Origin of the sequence: uncultured Devosia sp. (assembly GCF_913055165.1) — a bacterium.
In the GTDB taxonomy this organism is placed as follows: domain Bacteria; phylum Pseudomonadota; class Alphaproteobacteria; order Rhizobiales; family Devosiaceae; genus Devosia.
Genome location: NZ_CAJXJS010000003.1, coordinates 81,089 through 98,714, shown reverse-complemented (window position 1 = coordinate 98,714; position 17,626 = coordinate 81,089). Strand labels below are relative to the sequence as shown.

At 62.9% G+C, this 17,626-nt stretch carries 18 protein-coding genes and 1 riboswitch; of the genes, 12 read left to right on the top strand and 6 right to left on the bottom strand.

Annotated elements, in window-relative coordinates; all coding sequences use genetic code 11:
• Positions 1 to 6: 6 nt before the first annotated feature.
• Together QZ564_RS02370 and QZ564_RS02365 are read right to left on the bottom strand one after the other, a co-directional pair.
• Positions 7 to 363: a DMT family protein gene (locus tag QZ564_RS02370; protein ID WP_297104030.1), complete on the bottom strand. Its 357-nt coding sequence runs from the start codon at positions 361 to 363 to the stop codon at positions 7 to 9.
• An 83-nt stretch (positions 364 to 446) separates the two neighbouring features.
• Positions 447 to 701 carry a DUF2164 domain-containing protein gene (locus QZ564_RS02365; protein ID WP_297104028.1) on the bottom strand — a complete coding sequence of 85 codons (255 nt, stop codon included), beginning with the start codon at positions 699 to 701 and terminating at the stop codon, positions 447 to 449.
• A gap of 135 nt (positions 702 to 836) precedes the next feature.
• Here QZ564_RS02365 and QZ564_RS02360 point away from each other — a divergent pair, with 135 nt between their 5' ends.
• The 7 genes from QZ564_RS02360 (at position 837) to cobO (ending at position 9,487) form a co-directional block, all read left to right on the top strand.
• Positions 837 to 1,604, top strand: a complete 768-nt coding sequence (locus tag QZ564_RS02360; protein WP_297104026.1) for a hypothetical protein — start codon at positions 837 to 839, stop codon at positions 1,602 to 1,604.
• Between the two features lie 62 nt (positions 1,605 to 1,666).
• Positions 1,667 to 2,266: a hypothetical protein gene (locus QZ564_RS02355; protein ID WP_297104024.1), complete on the top strand. Its 600-nt coding sequence runs from the start codon at positions 1,667 to 1,669 to the stop codon at positions 2,264 to 2,266.
• 19 nt (positions 2,267 to 2,285) lie between these two features.
• Positions 2,286 to 2,506: riboswitch (cobalamin riboswitch) on the top strand.
• A gap of 145 nt (positions 2,507 to 2,651) precedes the next feature.
• Entirely contained in the window at positions 2,652 to 3,323 is a 672-nt protein-coding gene (locus QZ564_RS02350) for an energy-coupling factor ABC transporter permease (protein ID WP_297104022.1), read from the top strand.
• Positions 3,324 to 3,396: 73 nt separating this feature from the next.
• Positions 3,397 to 4,446, top strand: coding sequence for a cobalamin biosynthesis protein CobW (gene cobW / locus QZ564_RS02345; protein ID WP_297104020.1), 1,050 nt, complete (start codon positions 3,397 to 3,399; stop codon positions 4,444 to 4,446).
• A 3-nt stretch (positions 4,447 to 4,449) separates the two neighbouring features.
• Positions 4,450 to 8,280 carry a cobaltochelatase subunit CobN gene (cobN, locus tag QZ564_RS02340; protein WP_297104018.1) on the top strand — a complete coding sequence of 1,277 codons (3,831 nt, stop codon included), beginning with the start codon at positions 4,450 to 4,452 and terminating at the stop codon, positions 8,278 to 8,280.
• Positions 8,281 to 8,282: 2 nt separating this feature from the next.
• A complete protein-coding gene (locus QZ564_RS02335; protein ID WP_297104016.1) occupies positions 8,283 to 8,849 on the top strand; it encodes a hypothetical protein in 567 nt (188 codons plus the stop codon).
• A complete protein-coding gene (gene cobO / locus QZ564_RS02330; RefSeq protein ID WP_297104010.1) occupies positions 8,846 to 9,487 on the top strand; it encodes a cob(I)yrinic acid a,c-diamide adenosyltransferase in 642 nt (213 codons plus the stop codon). Before QZ564_RS02335 ends, cobO begins: the two co-directional genes overlap by 4 nt.
• Here the strand turns inward: cobO and QZ564_RS02325 are convergent.
• The gene (locus QZ564_RS02325; RefSeq protein WP_297104008.1) at positions 9,484 to 9,960 is read right to left on the bottom strand and encodes a hypothetical protein; all 477 of its coding nucleotides are present in this window, start codon (positions 9,958 to 9,960) and stop codon (positions 9,484 to 9,486) included. The genes cobO and QZ564_RS02325 overlap by 4 nt on opposite strands.
• A gap of 43 nt (positions 9,961 to 10,003) precedes the next feature.
• The gene (locus tag QZ564_RS02320; protein ID WP_297104006.1) at positions 10,004 to 10,897 is read right to left on the bottom strand and encodes a cation diffusion facilitator family transporter; all 894 of its coding nucleotides are present in this window, start codon (positions 10,895 to 10,897) and stop codon (positions 10,004 to 10,006) included.
• Positions 10,898 to 11,157: 260 nt separating this feature from the next.
• Between QZ564_RS02320 and QZ564_RS19180 the strand changes: the two genes are divergently transcribed.
• Positions 11,158 to 11,664 (top strand): cobalamin biosynthesis protein, encoded by a 507-nt coding sequence (locus QZ564_RS19180; protein WP_363311393.1) that lies wholly within the window; start codon positions 11,158 to 11,160, stop codon positions 11,662 to 11,664.
• Here the strand turns inward: QZ564_RS19180 and QZ564_RS02310 are convergent.
• Positions 11,595 to 12,326, bottom strand: a complete 732-nt coding sequence (locus QZ564_RS02310; protein ID WP_297104002.1) for a cobalt-precorrin-6A reductase — start codon at positions 12,324 to 12,326, stop codon at positions 11,595 to 11,597. The two genes, QZ564_RS19180 and QZ564_RS02310, sit on opposite strands and share 70 nt — an antisense overlap.
• Positions 12,327 to 12,396: 70 nt before the next feature.
• Between QZ564_RS02310 and cobA the strand changes: the two genes are divergently transcribed.
• The 4 genes from cobA to cbiB are packed head-to-tail and all read left to right on the top strand — an operon-like array spanning position 12,397 to position 16,922.
• Positions 12,397 to 13,209: a uroporphyrinogen-III C-methyltransferase gene (gene cobA / locus QZ564_RS02305; protein WP_297104000.1), complete on the top strand. Its 813-nt coding sequence runs from the start codon at positions 12,397 to 12,399 to the stop codon at positions 13,207 to 13,209.
• A complete protein-coding gene (locus QZ564_RS02300; RefSeq protein ID WP_297103997.1) occupies positions 13,196 to 14,491 on the top strand; it encodes a cobyrinate a,c-diamide synthase in 1,296 nt (431 codons plus the stop codon). The genes cobA and QZ564_RS02300 overlap by 14 nt, the downstream gene beginning before the upstream one ends.
• 7 nt (positions 14,492 to 14,498) lie before the next feature.
• Positions 14,499 to 15,956 (top strand): cobyric acid synthase, encoded by a 1,458-nt coding sequence (locus QZ564_RS02295; RefSeq protein ID WP_297103995.1) that lies wholly within the window; start codon positions 14,499 to 14,501, stop codon positions 15,954 to 15,956.
• 3 nt (positions 15,957 to 15,959) lie between these two features.
• Positions 15,960 to 16,922 (top strand): adenosylcobinamide-phosphate synthase CbiB, encoded by a 963-nt coding sequence (gene cbiB / locus QZ564_RS02290; RefSeq protein ID WP_297103993.1) that lies wholly within the window; start codon positions 15,960 to 15,962, stop codon positions 16,920 to 16,922.
• On the opposite strand, the gene cobU is transcribed toward cbiB, so the two are convergent.
• A complete protein-coding gene (cobU, locus tag QZ564_RS02285; RefSeq protein WP_297103991.1) occupies positions 16,915 to 17,451 on the bottom strand; it encodes a bifunctional adenosylcobinamide kinase/adenosylcobinamide-phosphate guanylyltransferase in 537 nt (178 codons plus the stop codon). The two genes, cbiB and cobU, sit on opposite strands and share 8 nt — an antisense overlap.
• Positions 17,452 to 17,626 lie beyond the last annotated feature (175 nt).

Genomic DNA, 17,626 nt, shown 5'->3' with positions numbered 1-17,626 from the left:
TAGCCGCTACTTCAGCGGTCCCTTGAAGATGAAGAAGGCGCCGAGCGCAATCAGACCGAAGCCGATGCCGTGGTTCCAGGTGAATTTTTCGCCAAGGTAGAACACGGCGAACAGCGCGAAGACCGAGAGGGAGATCACCTCTTGAATGGTCTTGAGCTCGGCGCCTGAGTACACCCCATAGCCAATCCGATTGGCCGGGACAGCCAGCCAATACTCGAAAAAGGCGATGCCCCAGCTCGCCAGCACCACGACCCACAGCGCTGCGCCGGGAAATTTCAGGTGCCCGTACCAGGCAAAGGTCATGAAGAGATTGGAGGCAATGAGCAGGCCTATTGGGGCCAGCGTGGCAAGGTTGAGACCCAATTGGTCACCTGATGAGACGCGAATCGATACGGCACGGTGCCGCCTCGCCATCTCATCCGCGATTGATCGACAGGCAAGTGCCATCAGCGCAAATGCTTGGTCGGTTGCTCGAGCGAGAAGATCTCGTCGCTGACATCATCGATTTTCTTGCGCACCAGCGCTTGCGCGTCATAGAGGCCCCGGTTGTAGAAATAGGCGCCCATCTTGTCGGCAAAGAACTGCATCAGCATCTCGGCCGGAATGGCGCCGATCGACTGGTCCAGATCCTCGCGGAAATAATCCTGAATCTCCCCGACAATGGCTTTGGTTTCCTCTCGGCTGAATGTGATCGGCTGCATGGGCTGGATTTCGCTTTCCTGAGTTTTGATGGTTTAAAGCAAGTGAATGATATCGCGATACTTTTCGCGACGGGCGCAGTTGAAACTACAGCTTTTGCGGCCAATAAGGCTGCGTTGGGCGGGTACTGAAAATCAATGGTAATTACCAAGCGTTCTGCGTCTATCTTCGGACTTGCGGTGGCGGTCTGGCTGGTTACGGCCATCGTGATCGCTAACCGCGACATTGTCGTAACCAGCAATGGAAATGACTATTACGATGGCGGCGGAGGCATCGACACCATTGTCTTCAAAGGCCAGATCGTGCCGGTCTTGGTCGATCTCGGCCAGGGGTGGGCCCAAGGCGAGGGCATTGGTTCCGACACCCTCGTCAATCTGGAAAATATCGTCGGTGGGCGCGGTTCTGACCGCCTGCACGGTGACGCGGTCGACAATCTTATCCAAGGCCTGGACGGCGACGACGAGATCGCCGGACGCGAGGGCAATGACACGCTTGAGGGCGGTCCGGGTAACGATGTGCTGGTCGGCGGCACTGGCAATGACCGCTACATCATGCGCGCCGGCGATGGCTTTGATCACATCATCGAGGGGTTGTCCGGTGGCGGCAAGGATGTGCTGGTCTTCGAGACGCCGAATGCGCAAATGGACGTGCAGCGCTGGGGCAGTGCCCTGCTGATCAGCATCACCACAATCGGAGGCACCGATCAGGTGGTCGTCTGGGATCACTTTCTGTCTCCCGACGCCAGATTGGACGAGATCGAGCTGAACGGCAAGACCTGGGAGATCGCCCTCTGGTCCGAAGACATCGAGCCAAAGTCCGATCTGGATTGCACGCTGCTTTGGCTGTTCAACGATTGTCCCGATCGCCCTTCGATTGCGCCAATCGCGTTCAATCCAGGTCTGTAACTGGCGCATTGCGCTTCGAACGCACTTGGATCACCCTGCAAACGTCCGAGGGAGACCCTGCAATGCGCATCCGTCATCTTCTGTTCCCGCTCCTGCTTCTTGTTACCCCCGCAATGGCCGGTGACTTCACCTGTGAAGGCGCCTTTGCCCCCGACACCTCCGAAGCCCGCTTGATCGAGATCTACGGCACAGAAAATGTCTGGACAGGGATTGTACCGGGCCCGGAGGGCACCGAGATGCTGGCCACGCGAGTCCACCCCGATAGCCCGAAACGCATGCTCGAATTCGTCTGGTGGGACGAGGAGAACCGCGAGGGTCTCAGCTATGTGCAATTGCCGGCCAAGATGTCGGGTCCTGGTGGTGTCCGCACGGGCATGAGCGTGGCCGAGGTGGAAACGCTCAATGGCGAACCTTTCACTCTCTCCGGCTTCGGGTGGGATTATGGCGGCTATGCCGGGTTTGAAAGCGGTGCGCTGTCCAATTTGGCGGGAGGCTGCAATCTCTCATTGCGCTTTGGTCCCGCTGACTACCCGCCGGGCCTGGATGTGGATTCGATCATCGGCGACCAGACGGTGCAGTCGACCAATCCCCTGCTGGCCGAGGTTGAGGCACGGGTAGAGTCGGTCGCCATCGGCTATCCCCATCCTGACTTCCGCGATTGACCTGAGCACACCGCGCGCATAACACTGCCATCAGGTTGGTTCCCCGCGTCCGCAGCGGCAAGGGGATTAATAGGGAACACGGCGAGGCGTACCCAAAAGGGACCGAATCCGTGGCTGCCCCCGCAACTGTGAACGGCGAGTGCCCTCCGAAAAGCCACTGACACCCATTCGGGTGTCGGGAAGGTGGAGCGGCATGGCGACCCGTGAGCCAGGAGACCTGCCAGCCTCTGATAGATTTCCCGACTGTCGGTGGGACAGGTGGAGGCCAAGATGATCAAGCCGTCCGGCTAGCTCTGGATCGGGACTAGCTGTCCCACGCGCCTATGCTGCGAGAGTTGCATGACGCCCGTTCCTGTATTTCCCAATTCTCATCTTGGATGCCCCGATGCACATCGAACCCGAACTCGTATCCCCCGAAAAGATGCTGCTGGCCTATGGCACGGCGGCCGCCGCCGGAGCCATGACCGTCAAACTCGCAGGCGAAGCGATCCGTGAGCACGGCCCGATATCGCTGCTGGCGCGCACTGTTCTAGCGACTGCCGCTGTCTTCAATTTCTTCGAAATCTTCCCCCACTACCCAGTCGGCGTCAGCGAGGTGCACCTCATCCTCGGTTCCACCCTGCTCCTGGTATTCGGAGCGGCCCCTGCTGCGGCCGGACTGGCGCTGGGATTGCTTATTCAGGGCCTGTTCTTCGCACCCTTCGACCTGCCGCAATATTTTGCCAATGTCACCACGCTGGTGGCGCCGCTCGTCGCCATCAAGTTCGTGGCTGATCGCATCATTGCGCCCAACACGCCCTATGTGGACCTGCGCTACGGCCAGGCTCTTGCCCTCTCGGCAACCTATCAGGGCGGCGTCGTGCTCTGGGTCGCCTTCTGGGCGCTCTATGGCCAGGGTTTTGGCGCGGAGAACCTTACGTCGATCGTCACCTTCGGCGGCGCCTACATGCTGGTTGTCCTGCTCGAGCCGCTGGTTGATCTGGCCGTTCTCGCCGGTGCCAAGCTGGTGCGTGGCCTGGGCAAGACCGGTCTTGTCACCCCGCGCCTCTACGCCTGAGGCCCACACCCATCAATCATATGCGCGCCCCCGGAAACGGCGGCGCGCCATTTGACTTGCAGACGGAAACGACATGACCGCCAAGATTCCCACCACCGTCATCACCGGCTTCCTCGGCGCTGGCAAGACCACCCTCGTGCGCCACATGCTGGCGCATGCCCCCAAGGGCAAGCGCATCGCGCTCATCATCAATGAGTTCGGCGACCTCGGCGTCGACAAGGATATTCTCGCCGGTTGCGGCGACGAGACCTGCCGCGAAGAGGATATGGTTGAACTCTCCAATGGCTGCATCTGCTGCACCGTCGCCGACGAGTTTATTCCAACCATGCAGGCCCTGCTGGCGCGCGACGAAAAATTTGATCACATCGTCATCGAAACCTCCGGTCTCGCTTTGCCGCAGCCGCTGATCCGCGCCTTCAACTGGCCCGAGATCAAGGCCCAGGTGACTATCGACGGTGTCGTTACTGTCGCCGACGCTGCCGCGCTGGCAGAAGGCCGCTTTGCCAGTGACGAAGCCGCCGTCGACGCCCAGCGCCGCCAGGACGAGATGCTCGATCACGAGACGCCGCTGGGCGAACTCTTCGAGGACCAGCTCTCAGCCGCCGACATGGTCATCATCAACAAGACCGATCTGGTCGACGCCGCCATGCTCGACACCGTCGAAAACACCATCAGGGCCGAACTCCGCCCCGGTGTCGGCATCGTCCGCGCTGCCAATGGCCATGTCGATATCACAGCATTGCTGGGCATGGGTATGTCCTCGGAAGACGACATTGCCAACCGACCCAGCCACCACGAACTGGAGCATGGCGGGCAAACCCACGAGCACGACGATTTCGACAGTTTCTCCCTGACCTTGCCGTACATTCAGGGCAAAGATCACCTGCTCTCGATCATCGAGGACACCATCAAGGCCCACGATGTGCTGCGGCTGAAAGGCTTCGCCGCAATCCCCGGCGCCGCAGCGCGTCTCGCCATCCAGGCCGTCGGTCCCCGCGTCACCGCCTATTTTGATCGGCCGTGGAAGCCCAACGAAAAGCGCGAAACTGCGCTCGTCGTCATCGGCGAACAGCCGCTCGATCGCGCCGCCATCACTACGAGCCTGGAGCAGGCAGCGGCCTAAGATATGCACCTCCTCTCCGCCCAGGCCGGTGCGATCCAGCAGGAGGGCGAGGCCATTGACCTCGCCCAAAGCCCCGGCGCCTACATCTTCGCCTCCTCGGCGGACAGCGAACTGGCCATGCTGGCCGGCGCCGCCGACAGGGCGGGAGAGGACGGCCTACGCCTCGCCAATACCCTGCGGCTCTCGAACAATCTCTCCGTCGACATGTGGGTGGAGCAAACCGTCAGCCGTGCCCGCCTCGTCGTTCTCCGTCTCATCGGCGGTGCTGCCTATTTCCAGTATGGCGTCGACGAGCTAACCGCCCTCTGCACCAATCACCGCATCCCGCTGGTTCTCTTGCCCGGCGACGCCAATCCCGACCCCATCCTGCAAGCGCGCTCCACCATCCACCCCGACGACTGGGCCACACTCCACCGCCTCTTCATCGCCGGCGGCCCCGACAATGCCGACGCAATCTTGCGCGCCATCGCGGCCCTCGCCACACCTCTCCCTGGGGGGAGAGGTCGCCGCGAAGCGGCGGGTGAGGGGGCCTTGCTGTCCGACGAACTGCCACCCCACCCCTTCCCCCGCTTCGGCATCTGGCACCCCGCCACCGGTATGACCGAGGAAGCCGGCCTGCGCGCCCTTCACGTGAAGTGTTCCGCCAGCCCTCATGGTGAGGTGCGCCCACAGGGCACCTCGAACCACGAGGGCGACCATCCCGGCCCCCACATCCCCATCCTCTTCTACCGCGCTGCCCTCGAAGGCGCCGGCACCGCCACGCTCGAAGCCCTCATTGCCGAACTCGAAGCCCGCGGCCTTGCCCCGGTCCCGCTTCTGGTCTCCTCCCTCAAGGAGGCCGCCTGTGTCCGTTTCGTCCAGAATGCGCTCGCCGCCTTCCCGCCCTCGGCGATTCTCAACCTCACAGCATTTGCCCTCGGCGTGGCTGATCTCGACGACAAATCGAACCCCTTCGCCGGCACCGACGCTCCGGTAATCCAGCTCATCCAGTCGGGCCGCTCCGAGGCCCAATGGCTGGCTGACCCGCAGGGTCTCTCCTCAAAAGACATGGCCATGTATCTGGTCATGCCCGAAGTCGATGGCCGCATCGGCGGCATCCTCGTCGGCCACAAGGCCGACGCCGTCTGGCACGAACGCACCCAATGTCCCCTCAGCGCTTATGCTCCCGATCAAGGCGGCATAACCCGCGCCGTCGATCTCGCCTTCAACTGGGCCCGCCTGCGCTCGACCTCGCGCGCCGACCGCCGTATCGCCCTTGTCCTCGCCAACTACCCCATCCGCGACGGGCGCCTTGCCAACGGCGTCGGCTACGACGCGCCGGAATCGACGGTGCGGATGCTGATGGAACTGGAAAGGGCGGGATATGAGGCGTCGGACTATCCCCACACCTCTGCCGACCTCATCACCCTCCTCACCTCCGGCCCCACCAACGCCGACCCACAGCGCGGCCAGTCCGACGCGATCCTCCCCCTCGCTCACTACTCCGAGCTCTTCGCCACCCTGCCCGAAGAAATCCGCACCGCTGTTACTGCCCGTTGGGGCGATCCCGCTTGCGATCCGTTCATCCGCGACGACGCCTTCCACCTCCCGGGCCACCGCTTCGGCAATATCACCATCCTGCTCCAGCCCGCTCGCGGCTGGCAGGTCGACGAGACGCTGAGCTATCACGACCCCCATCTCGTACCGCCCCACGCCTATATCGCCGCCTATCTCTGGCTGCGCCACGACTTCGGCGCCCACGCCCTCATCCACAATGGCAAGCATGGCACGCTCGAATGGTTGCCCGGAAAATCCGCGGCTCTGGATGCCGACTGCTATCCCGACGCCCTTTGGGGCCAGTTGCCGCATCTCTACCCCTTCATCGTCAATGACCCGGGCGAGGGCACCCAGGCCAAGCGCCGCACCGGCGCCGTCATCATCGACCATCTCGTGCCCCCGCTCACCCGCGCGGAAACCTATGGGCCACTCAAGGACCTCGAAGCCCTGCTCGACGAGTATTACGCAGCCGCGGGCATGGACCGCCGCCGCCTCGCCGATCTCCGACGCCGCATTCTCGACTTCACCCGCGACAGCCGTCTCGATCAGGACATCGGCCTGCCCGAAAGCGAGGCCGAGGCCCTGATCAAGATCGACAACTTCCTCTGTGATTTGAAGGAAGCGCAGATACGCGACGGGCTGCATGTCTTCGGCTCGTCGCCAGGGGTAGGGATGGCGCGAGACCTTGCCGTCGCGCTGGCCAGAGTGCCAAGGGGCGAAACGCCCGGGGATAATTCGCTGATCCGCGCCGTGGCCGACGATCTCAAACTCGGTTTCGACCCACTGGCGGCCAAACTGGGCGACCCCTGGTATGGGCCGCAACCCAAATTCTTCTCCTCCCCCTGCCAGGGGGAGGCCGAGCGGGGGTCTCTCATCCGCACCGCGGGCGACATAGTCGAACGCCTCGAGCTGATTGCCGCCGATCTCGTCTCCGGCACCATGGCCTGCCCAACGGACTGGCGCGCCACCCGCGCCGTTCTCGACACGGTCGACACCCTCATCAAGCCCCGCCTCGTCGCGTCCGGCCCCGCAGAAATGCAGGCCTTTCTCGATGCGCTCGATGGCAAATTCGTTGCCCCCGGTCCCTCCGGCGCCCCCTCGCGCGGACGCCTCGATGTCCTGCCCACGGGGCGAAATTTCTACTCCGTCGATGCCCGCGCCGTCCCCACGCCAAGTGCCTGGGAACTCGGCAGAAAATCTGCCGAAAGCCTCGTGTTGCGGCACCTCCAGGACCATGGTCACCACCTGCGCGCCGTCGCTCTTTCGGTTTGGGGCACGGCCAATATGCGCACCGGCGGCGACGACATCGCCCAGGCACTAGCGCTGATTGGCGCAAAACCCACCTGGGATCCCGGCTCGCTTCGCGTTGCGGGCTACGAGATCATCCCGTTGGCAAAACTCGGCCGCCCACGTGTCGACGTCACCCTCAGAATTTCCGGCTTCTTCCGCGACGCCTTCCCGGCCCAGATTGCCCTGTTCGACCGCGCCGTCCGCGCCATTGGCGCACTAGACGAACCAGAGGATGACAATCCCATCGCCGCCCGCATGCGCGCTGAAGCGCTAGGTCTCATGGCGCAAGGCCAATCCGAAGCCGACGCCGCACTTGCAGCCGGCGCGCGAATTTTCGGTTCAAAACCTGGCACCTACGGCGCCGGGCTCGGCCAGCTCATCGACAGCGGCAACTGGTCAAGCAAGGCCGACCTCGCCGATCAGGCCGTGATCTGGGGGCAGTACGCCTACGGCGCAACCGTCACTGGTACGCCCATGCATGACCGCTTCCGCGCCCGTTTGAGTGAGATCGACGCCGTCATCCACAATCAGGACAATCGCGAGCACGACCTGCTCGACAGCGACAATTACTATCAGTTCGAGGGCGGTCTCTTCCTCGCTGCCGAAACCCTGTCCGGGCACAAACCCGCCGCCTATCACAGCGATCACTCTCGCCCCGAAACGCCGAAAATCCGCACGCTGGACGAGGAAATCAGCCACGTCATGCGCAGTCGCGTCGTTAACCCGAAATGGATTGCCGGCATGATGCGTCACGGCTATCGCGGCGCCTTCGAGATCATCGCCACGGTCGATTTCATGTTCGCTTTCGCCGCAACAACCGGCGCGGTGAAAACCCATCATTTCGACCTCGCCTTCGAGGCCTTCATTGAAGACGACGCCGTGCGGCAGTGGCTGATCGAGGCCAATCACTTCGGTTATGACGAATTGATCGCCAAGTTCAACGAAGCCCGTAGGCGCGGCCTCTGGTCGCCGCGCTCTAATTCCGCCTATGCTTTGCTTGGGGAGTAATCGTGAACAACACCATCGTCTACCTCATCGGCCACTTTGGCGTGGGCAAATTGACGGTTGCCCGGGCAATCTGTGCCCTTACCGACGCCAGGCTGTTCGATAATCACTTGGCCAACAACGTCATTTTCTCCCTGATCCGTGCTGATGGCAGAACGCCCCTTCCCGAGGGCGTCTGGGACCTGATTGGCATCATCCGGGACCAGGCCTTCAAGGCAATCGAGGAGATGACACCACGCAATGCCAGCTTCGTGTTGACCAACTGCCTAATCGAAAGTGACCCTAGAGATCACGCTGCCTATGAGCAGGTGAAGGCCGTCGCCGCGCGGCGAGGCAACGTGTTTGTCCCAGTCCTTTTGGCCGCGTCGGATGCGGCCCACGCCGCCCGAGTCAACTCTCCTGACCGATCCGAGCGCCTGAAACTTACCGATGTCGAGGGCGCGGCGCGTAAGCGGCGCACGGAAGACTTGCTGCGCATTGAACACCCGAACCGTCTCGATCTCGACACCTCGGATATGCCGCCTGAAGAAGCGGCGCGCAGTATCATTGCCCACGCGGAGCGCCTGAAATGACTGACAAGCCGATCAAGAAGACCGACCTCATGACCGAGGCGGAGCGTGACGCGTACCACGCCGAAAAGATGAAGAAGAAGAAGGCGGCGCGCGACAAGATCCTCTCGACCAAGACTGAGGAAAAGGGCCTGCTCGTTGTCCATACCGGCAAGGGCAAAGGCAAGTCGACGGCCGCCTTCGGCATGGTGTTCCGGGCTCTGGGCAATGGCATGCGCGTGGGCGTGGTGCAGTTCGTCAAGGGTGTCTGGAACACCGGCGAGCGCACTGTGCTCGACAAGTTTCCCGACCAGGTGACCATCAATGCCATGGGCGAAGGCTTCACTTGGGATGTCGCCGACCGCCAGCGCGATCTCGCCGCCGCCCGCAAGGCCTGGGATCAGGCCAAGGCGCTGATCGCCGATCCGAGCTACAATATGGTGCTGCTCGACGAGCTCAACATCTGCCTGCGCTACGACTACCTACCCATCCAAGAAGTGGTCGAAGTTCTCGCCAACAAGCCGCGCGACAAACATGTCATCGTCACTGGCCGCAACGCAAAGGATGAACTGATCGAAATCGCCGACCTCGTGACCGAAATGACGGAGATCAAGCATCACTTCCGCGCTGGGGTGAAGGCGCAGAAGGGTATCGAGTTCTAGCAGCCTATCGGCTCAAACGACCGCACAAGACCCTCTATCACCGCATGCATCCCTGCGAGATCGCTGGCCGGATACACTGCCCGGAACGCCGCATAGCTGTTTGCGCCGCACAGCAGGATCATGCGTTGATACATCACCGTGTCATCGTTGGTGCCAGACCAGCTTGCCCAGTGCGGCGTCGCGGCGTGGTAGCTTATCGTCCACGCCCCTTTGTCCTTGCCAAACCGATCCGCCGCCTCGTTCTCGAAGGAGGGTGAGGTCACGCCCAGCAGCCCACCCCACACGGTGAGTTCCTGCTGCTGCCCTGGCAGATAGAAAACCTGCCCGTCGCCATTCTCGCTTTCGCCTTGACCTTCGTAGCCCGGCGGAATGTCCAGCTCATAGCCGAAGCGGGCATTCACATAATGCGACCAGAATTGCGCCGCCGCGGGGACGGTCACTAGCATCGCAATGATCAGAGCAAGTGCACGCATACTGAGGTCAGATTGCCTCTGTCCGATTTGTGGCGCAAGCGCCTCACAGGACGACAATGCCGGCGTGCTTGGCCTTGTCCTCGGGTTCAACATGAATGGTGATCTGCACGTCCTTCACAGACTCGCGCAGACGCGATTCGATGCGGTCGCAAATGTCATGCGCTGCCTCGACGCTCATCGCGCCGGGGACCACGAGATGAAAGTCGATGAATGTCATCCGGCCAGCTTGCCGGGTGCGGATATCGTGGGCCTCAATGGCGCCGTCTGCGCTGGTGGCGATGACCTCGCGAATGGTCTTCTGCGTATCGCCCGAGACCGCCACATCCATCAGCCCGCCGACACTTTCTCGGATCACGCCCCATCCGGACCAAAGAATGTTGAGCGCCACCAGCGCTGCCAATCCGGCATCGAGTTGCGCCCATCCGGTTGCGTATACCAGAACCAGGCCGATCAGCACGCCAAACGTGGAAACGACATCGGTCATCAGGTGTTTGCCGTCGGCGGAAATGGCCGGCGATCGTGCTGTCCGCCCTTGGCGCAGAAGCACCAGAGCCCAGACCAGGTTAATCGCACTGGCGACCCCGCTCACGGCCAGTCCCTGGATGGGAGCCTCTGGCATCGCAGGGCTGAGTATGCCCATCACAGCTTCGCGCATGATGAGTATGGCCGCGAGGATGATCATGACGCCCACCAGCACCGCCGAGAAGTATTCCGCCTTGTGATAGCCATAGGGCAGGCTCGCGTCAGCAGGGCGCTGGGCCAGCCGCACCGCGATCAGGGCCGCGATGGCGGTCACCACATTGACGATCGATTCCAGCGCATCGGAGAAAAGCGCAATTGAGCCGGTGAGCCACCAGGCCAGGAACTTCAGTCCCAATACGATCAGGCCCACGCCGATGCTTGCAGTGGCAATGGCCAGCGTGCGATTGATCGCCATGGGTGCCCTCCCTGTCCGAACCGTGGCCTTAGCGGAGCCAGCGCCTACGAGCAACCCATTGTTTTTGCGAACGATTTTCAGAAGCATTTGAAGGTTTCGCCCGGCTTCGGCAGGTCTGTCGCCAAGCCTTTGATTGACCACATACTTTGCCCGTCCTAGAACCGGGTTCAGCGCAGCGTTCCCAGGATGGAACTGAAACAGAGCTCGGTGCGGTCGACCAATTTGCGGGACCAAGCCCGGGGCTGCTCCGGTTTTGAGTGATGCTGCCTCGGTGGAACGAGGCGACGATGAAGAAAGCCCATGCCGGCATAGGGCTGGCCCCAGACACGGTTCCGCACTCGGCTGTAGCGGGCATCGGCTTGCGCAGTCGCGCAAGCGCCGCCGACGTGCTGACCTTATTGGACCATTGCCTTCACATGGTTGCCTTGGACCGCGGCGGTCTCGTGGCGCTGGCAACCCTCGAGGCCAAACGACGCCATCCCGCGATGGTCGCCGCGGCCGCCCAACTCCGACTGCCGATCCTTGCGGTAGACGTCGGCCTGCTGCGCGCGGATGTTCCCAATCCCTCCGAATGCGTCGAGCGCCACCTGGGCGTGCCGTCCGTGGCGGAGGCGGCCGCTATGCGCTTTGGCTCCCTGTTGCTTGAAAAGCAGCGAGGACAACATCTGACGTGCGCCTTGGCGCAGCTCACAGCTGGCTATGTGCTGCCGTCGTGCAGGGCCGCCACGGCTGCCTCGACACTGTCCACCTCATGGGCCGGTCCATAGATGGGGCGCTCGATCATCACCACACGGACATCCAATTGCCGGGCCGCTTCCAGCTTCGCGGCCGCCTGCGTGCCGCCGGAATTCTTGCTGACAAGGTGGGTGATGCCGTGACGCCGCATCAGCGCTATCTCGTCGGCAAACAGATAGGGCGGGCGACTGACGATCAGTTCGGCATGACGGGGCAGCGGCATTTCCGGTGCCTCGATCACGCGGATAAAGAACTGACATTCCTGCCGCTCAAGAAAGATGTCGAGCCCTGCATGGCCGGTGGTCAGCAGCACCTTGGCGTAATGGGGCAGGGCGTCCGCCGCCTCCCTGGCGGAACCGACGATCAGCCATTGCTGCCCCGGTGCAGGTTCCCAGGCGGGACGCATCACCCGCACCAGCGGGACGCCGTTCGCCTGGGCAGCAGCCACCGCGTTGATCGAAATCTGCCCGGCAAAGGGGTGCGTCGCATCGACCAATTGGTCGATTCCCGCCGCCCGCAGATAAGCACTCAGTCCGGGAATGCCGCCGAATGGACCCATGCGGAGCTTTCCCTTGGGCAGGATCGGGTCCTGCGTGCGTCCAGCCAGCGAGGTGACCACATCGTGTCCCAACGCAACGAGGCGCTCGGCCAATTGCCTAGCTTCGGTCGTCCCTCCCAGGATCAGGATTTTCATAATCTGGAATCCATTGATGTGCGCCAATGTGCCCGCGCCGCCCGCGCCACTCAAGCCTCGGGGACGCAAAATGGCCGATAGCCTTTTTGCGCGCCTCTCCGATGCCGATTTCCCCATTTTCGCGCCTGGCAGCGTCTGGCTGGTCGGTGCGGGTCCTGGAGGGCCGGGCCTGCTGACCCTTCTTGCTGTCCACGCCCTCGGGCAGGCTGATGCGGTCGTCTATGACGCCCTGGTATCACCCGACATACTGGCCCTTGCCCGGACGGACGCAGAACGCATTCATGCCGGTAAGCGCGGTGGCAAGCCATCACCCAAGCAGGCCGATATCACGCTCCAACTGATCGCACTGGCGCGGCAGGGTCGGCGTGTGCTGCGCCTCAAGGGGGGCGATCCATTCATGTTCGGACGGGGCGGTGAAGAAGCCGGCGCTCTGGCCGCCGCCGGCATTCCATTCCGTATTGTCCCCGGCATCTCCGCTGGCTTGGGTGGCCTAGCCTATGCCGGTATTCCTGTGACGCACCGCGAGACCAATCACGCGGTCATTTTTCTCACCGGTCACGACGAAACTGGTACCGTCCCAGGCGCCGTCGACTGGGCGGCGGTGGCCAGTGCCGCTCCAGTGATTGTCATGTATATGGCGGTCAAGCACCTGCCCGCCATAGCCGACAAGTTGCTGGCCGCCGGACGGAGCTCTACCGAGGTTGTGACAATCGTCTCTCACGTGGCCAGTCGCAATCAGTCCGTGCTGGAGACCACACTGGGCGCGGCCGGGGCCACGGTTGACGTGCCAACTCCGGCCATCGTCGTTCTGGGGCCGGTATCCCGCCATCGTGGCGCGCTTGATTGGTATGTCGGTGAAGTGCGGAGGCATGTCTTTGGCTAGGGGTCTGGTCGTTTCCGCGCCCCGGTCGGGATCGGGCAAGACGGTCTTCACGCTCGGCCTGCTTGGCGCATTGCGCCGACGTGGCCTCGTTGTTGCGCCGGCAAAATCCGGTCCGGACTATATTGACCCTCACTTTTCCAGCCTGGCTGCTGGCCGCGAGGCCATCAATCTCGATCCCTGGGCCATGTCCACCGGACATCTCAAGGCCCTGGCAACCCAGCAGGCTACGGGCGCCCACCTGCTGGTGGTCGAAGGCGCGATGGGCCTCTTCGATGCGGCAGCGGACGGACAGGGATCAACCGGCGATCTGGCTGAAACGCTTGGTCTGCCCGTTGTATTCGTGGTGGATGCCGATCGGCACAGCCAGTCTGTCGCGCCTCTGGTGGCGGGTTTCGTGCATTGGCGTCCGGGCGTCCGCATCGCCGGGGTGGTGCTGAACCGCGTCGCCAGTGCCCGTCATGAACGCATGCTGGTCTCGGCGCTGAGGCAAACCGGCATCCCATTTTTGGGCGCTATCCCCCGCCGTCCTGAACTCGTTACCCCCGAACGGCATCTCGGGCTCGTTCTGCCCCAGGAGGTGAGCGACTTCGCGCGTTTCCTCGAACATGCAGCCGATAATGTCCGTGACTACATCGATCTCGATCTCGTGCTGGCGCAGGCCGCCCCGCTGGCAGAGGTTGGAGCGCCCCCCCCGGCGCTTCCGCCACTTGGGCAGCATGTCGCTATCGCCCAGGACCGGGCCTTTGCCTTTCTCTACTCACATCTTTTGGATGGCTGGCGCGCGGCGGGCGCTGAACTCAGCTTTTTCTCGCCTCTCGCCAATCAGGGACCATCCGCAGCCGCCGATGCCGTGTTTTTGCCAGGGGGCTACCCTGAACTCCACGGCGCCGCACTGGATGCGGCCGACAGGTTTCGGGCTGGACTGATTGCAGCCAGGGACAGGGGTGCCCTCATCTATGGCGAGTGCGGTGGCTTCATGGTCCTGGGCGAAGGACTGGTGGACAAAGATGGCACAAGGCATGCCATGACCGGCCTCCTGCCCACCGTCACGCGCATCGACCGACCCAAGCGCGTCCTCGGTTATCGCCGCCTGTTGCATGCGGGTGCCCTGCCTTGGCCCGCTGGGCTCAATGGCCACGAGTTCCACTATTCCTCGGCCAAGCAGAGCGACCTCCCCCCCTTGTTCGAGGCGCTTGATGCGGAAGGCATCCGCCAGCCGCCAATGGGGGCGGTGCTCGGGCGCGTCATGGGGTCTTACGCCCATGTCATTGCTGCGCCATAAGGCTGCCATGACCAAAGCCTTGATGTTCATGGGTATAGGCTCCGACGTCGGCAAGTCCCTCCTCGTGACGGGCCTTTGCCGCGCTCTGGCCAATCGCGGTCTCTCAGTCGCCCCCTTCAAGCCGCAGAACATGAGCAACAATGCCGCGGTCACCGCGGATGAGGGCGAGATTGGCCGGGCCCAGGCGCTGCAGGCGCGGGCCGCCCGCCGAGCGCCACTGACGGCCATGAACCCGGTCTTGCTGAAGCCCGAGGGCGAGACCGGATCGCAGGTGATCGTCCGCGGCCAGCGTCGCGCCAGTCTCAGTGCCCGGCAATATTGGGCCAACCGCGCCCAGCTTCTACCCGAAGTCCTCAATGCATTCTCGAACGTAGCCGCTGACGCCGACTATGTCCTCGTCGAGGGCGCTGGCAGCGCCTCCGAGGTCAATCTGCGGCAGGGCGACATTGCCAATTTTGGCTTTGCCCGGGCCGCAAATGTCCCCGTGGTGCTGATTGGTGACATTCACCGCGGCGGCGTCATTGCGTCCATTGTTGGCACCTTGGCGGTTATCGATCCGGCCGATGCGACGCTGGTTCGCGCCAGCCTGATCAACCGCTTTTTCGGCGATCCGGCCCTCTTCGCGTCGGGCGTGTCCTTTCTCGAGACCCGCACAGGCCTGCCCTGTTTCGGCCCGGTGCCGCATTTCGCCGATGCGGCGAAATTGCCTGCGGAGGACGCTCTGGCTCTCGAAAGCCTCGAGACAGGGCAGGGGGCCTTTCACATCGCTGTGCCGCGCCTGCCGCGCATTGCCAATTTCGACGATCTCGATCCCCTGCGCGCCGAGCCGGGGGTGGCAGTGACCCTTGTGCAGTCCGGACAGTCGATCCCGCGAGACGCCGATCTGATCCTCCTGCCGGGTTCCAAGGCCACCCGCGCTGACCTGGCTGCCCTGCGCGCCAATGGCTGGGACATCGACATCCTCGCCCATTTCCGCTCCGGCGGCCGGATCATGGGCATCTGCGGCGGCTATCAAATGTTGGGCCGCACCATAGCCGATCCTGATGGTCTCGAAGGACCACCCGGCACCAGCGAAGGGCTTGGATTGCTGGACGTTGAAACCATGTTGGGCCCGGCAAAGCAGTTGCGGGTCGAAACGGCCACGCACCTGGCCTCGGGCGAGGCGCTGTCGGGCTATCATATGCATATGGGTGTCACGACCGGTTCAGACACGGCGCGCGCCTTCGCCCGGGTCGGCAGCCAGTTCGAAGGCGCCATCAGCGCCAATGGGCGCGTCGCGGGTACCTATCTGCATGGACTGTTTGCGTCCGACGGCTTCCGGCGCGCCATGCTCGGGTCTGCCGCCAGTCCCGATCTCGCGTTTGAAGCGCAGGTGGAAAGCGCACTCGACGGGCTTGCGAACCATCTCGAAACCCATATCGATATCGATCATTTGCTGGCCCTGGCCGAAACTGTAAAGACCTGAGACATGGACCCGCTGATTTCCCCCCTGGCGCTGGCGCTGGAACGACAGCTTGGTTATCCCCAGAGACTGTCCGCCACCATCGGCCATCCAGTCGTTTGGTTCGGCAAGCTCATCAGCTTCTGCGAAGAGAGGCTGAACACGACAAGCCGCACTGCGGCCCAGCGAAAGCTGGCCGGCATCGTGGCCCTTTGCCTTCTGCTCCTGTCAGTCTTGATCGTCACCGTCGGCATCCGGACCATCCTCTCCTGGATCCCGCTTGGATGGCTCCTCGAAATGCTGCTGGCCACGACGTTGCTGGCGCAAAAGGAACTTGGTCGCGCGGTTGAGGCCGTGTCTGAAGCGTTGCGCTCATCCCTCGCCGCCGGCCGGGACGCCGTCAGCCATGTCGTGGGGCGCGATCCGCAATCCCTCGATGAGGCGGGGGTGGCGCGCGCTGCTGTTGAAACGCTGGCCGAAAGCACCTCGGATGGCGTCGTCGCGCCCTGGCTTTTCCTGTTGCTCTTCGGTCTGCCCGGCATAGCCGTCTACAAGGCCGTCAACACCGCCGACTCCATGATCGGGCACCTTGATGACCGCTATCGCCACTATGGCTGGGCGGCCGCAAGGCTGGACGATGCCCTCAACTGGGTTCCGGCGCGCCTGACGGCGGTCTTGGTCACCATTGCCTGCTTCTTCACCCCCGGCGCCAGCCCGGGGCGGGCCTGGGAAACGGCTCGGCGCGATGCCGCCAAGCACGCTTCGCCCAATGCGGGTTGGCCCGAAGCCGCTTTTGCTGGCGCGTTGAACTTCCAGCTCGGTGGCCCGCGCCATTACGACGGGGAATTGGTCGACCTTCCGGCCTTCGGCAGCGGGAAAGCAGGGCTGGGCGCCAGCGATATCATGCTGGCCCTGCTGCTCTATCGCCGCACCCTGGGTGTGCTCCTGGGGCTGAGCTGTGCCATCGCCCTGATGATGCTGATCAGCTGACCAGGCCTGGCGGCTCGCCTTTCATGGTCATGGGCAGGCCGGCGGCGATGAAATAGACATCATCGCATATTTCCGCCAACCGTTGATGCGTCGACCCCGCCAGATCCCGGAAAGTGCGTGCCATGGCATTGTCGGGCACGATACCCATGCCGACTTCGTTCGAAACCAGAATCACCTTGGCCTTCTGCACTTCGGCCAGCGTGCCGTAAAGCTCGGTGACGGCGGTGGCGACGTCCTCATTGGCCAGCAGCAGATTGGTGATCCACAAGGTCAGGCAGTCCACCAGGATGACATCATGGGCGGCACCGGCCTTGAGGATGGCGTGCGAAAGCTCGATCGGCTCTTCGATGGTGGTGAAGCGCTGCTCTCTGCTGGCCTGGTGGCTGCGAACCCGTTCATTCATTTCCGCATCAAGAACTGTCGCTGTCGCCAGATAAGCCGGTTTGGAGCCGGCATGCAGCGCAAGGCTTTCCGCGAAAGCGGTCTTTCCTGAGCGGGCACCACCCAGGACCAGGCAATGTCGTGTCATGGTCATCCTCTGCAGGGCGCCGCCGCTGCCCTTCTCGGTCCAGAACAGTTTCGCTCCAAACGGGCCAATGAGGCAAGCCGTTCCGCTTGTCCATTGTCAGCTCAAGCTGCGGATAGGGTAGGCGGATGCGGCGTCGATATTTTATTGGGTCTACTACTTTCGTCTTAGCGCCTTT

Excerpts from the sequence above, each read along its gene's own strand:
- cobO (WP_297104010.1), top strand. The coding sequence starts at position 8,846 with ATGACTGACAAGCCGATCAAGAAGACCGACCTCATGACCGAGGCGGAG.
- cobA (WP_297104000.1), top strand. The coding sequence starts at position 12,397 with ATGGCCGATAGCCTTTTTGCGCGCCTCTCCGATGCCGATTTCCCCATT.
- cobN (WP_297104018.1), top strand. The coding sequence starts at position 4,450 with ATGCACCTCCTCTCCGCCCAGGCCGGTGCGATCCAGCAGGAGGGCGAG.
- QZ564_RS02355 (WP_297104024.1), top strand. The coding sequence starts at position 1,667 with ATGCGCATCCGTCATCTTCTGTTCCCGCTCCTGCTTCTTGTTACCCCC.
- QZ564_RS02310 (WP_297104002.1), bottom strand. The coding sequence starts at position 12,326 with ATGAAAATCCTGATCCTGGGAGGGACGACCGAAGCTAGGCAATTGGCC.
- cobW (WP_297104020.1), top strand. The coding sequence starts at position 3,397 with ATGACCGCCAAGATTCCCACCACCGTCATCACCGGCTTCCTCGGCGCT.
- QZ564_RS02325 (WP_297104008.1), bottom strand. The coding sequence starts at position 9,960 with ATGCGTGCACTTGCTCTGATCATTGCGATGCTAGTGACCGTCCCCGCG.
- QZ564_RS02320 (WP_297104006.1), bottom strand. The coding sequence starts at position 10,897 with ATGGCGATCAATCGCACGCTGGCCATTGCCACTGCAAGCATCGGCGTG.
- QZ564_RS02360 (WP_297104026.1), top strand. The coding sequence starts at position 837 with ATGGTAATTACCAAGCGTTCTGCGTCTATCTTCGGACTTGCGGTGGCG.
- QZ564_RS02295 (WP_297103995.1), top strand. The coding sequence starts at position 14,499 with ATGACCAAAGCCTTGATGTTCATGGGTATAGGCTCCGACGTCGGCAAG.
- QZ564_RS02350 (WP_297104022.1), top strand. The coding sequence starts at position 2,652 with ATGCACATCGAACCCGAACTCGTATCCCCCGAAAAGATGCTGCTGGCC.
- cobU (WP_297103991.1), bottom strand. The coding sequence starts at position 17,451 with ATGACACGACATTGCCTGGTCCTGGGTGGTGCCCGCTCAGGAAAGACC.
- QZ564_RS19180 (WP_363311393.1), top strand. The coding sequence starts at position 11,158 with ATGCTGCCTCGGTGGAACGAGGCGACGATGAAGAAAGCCCATGCCGGC.
- QZ564_RS02365 (WP_297104028.1), bottom strand. The coding sequence starts at position 701 with ATGCAGCCGATCACATTCAGCCGAGAGGAAACCAAAGCCATTGTCGGG.
- cbiB (WP_297103993.1), top strand. The coding sequence starts at position 15,960 with ATGGACCCGCTGATTTCCCCCCTGGCGCTGGCGCTGGAACGACAGCTT.
- QZ564_RS02300 (WP_297103997.1), top strand. The coding sequence starts at position 13,196 with ATGTCTTTGGCTAGGGGTCTGGTCGTTTCCGCGCCCCGGTCGGGATCG.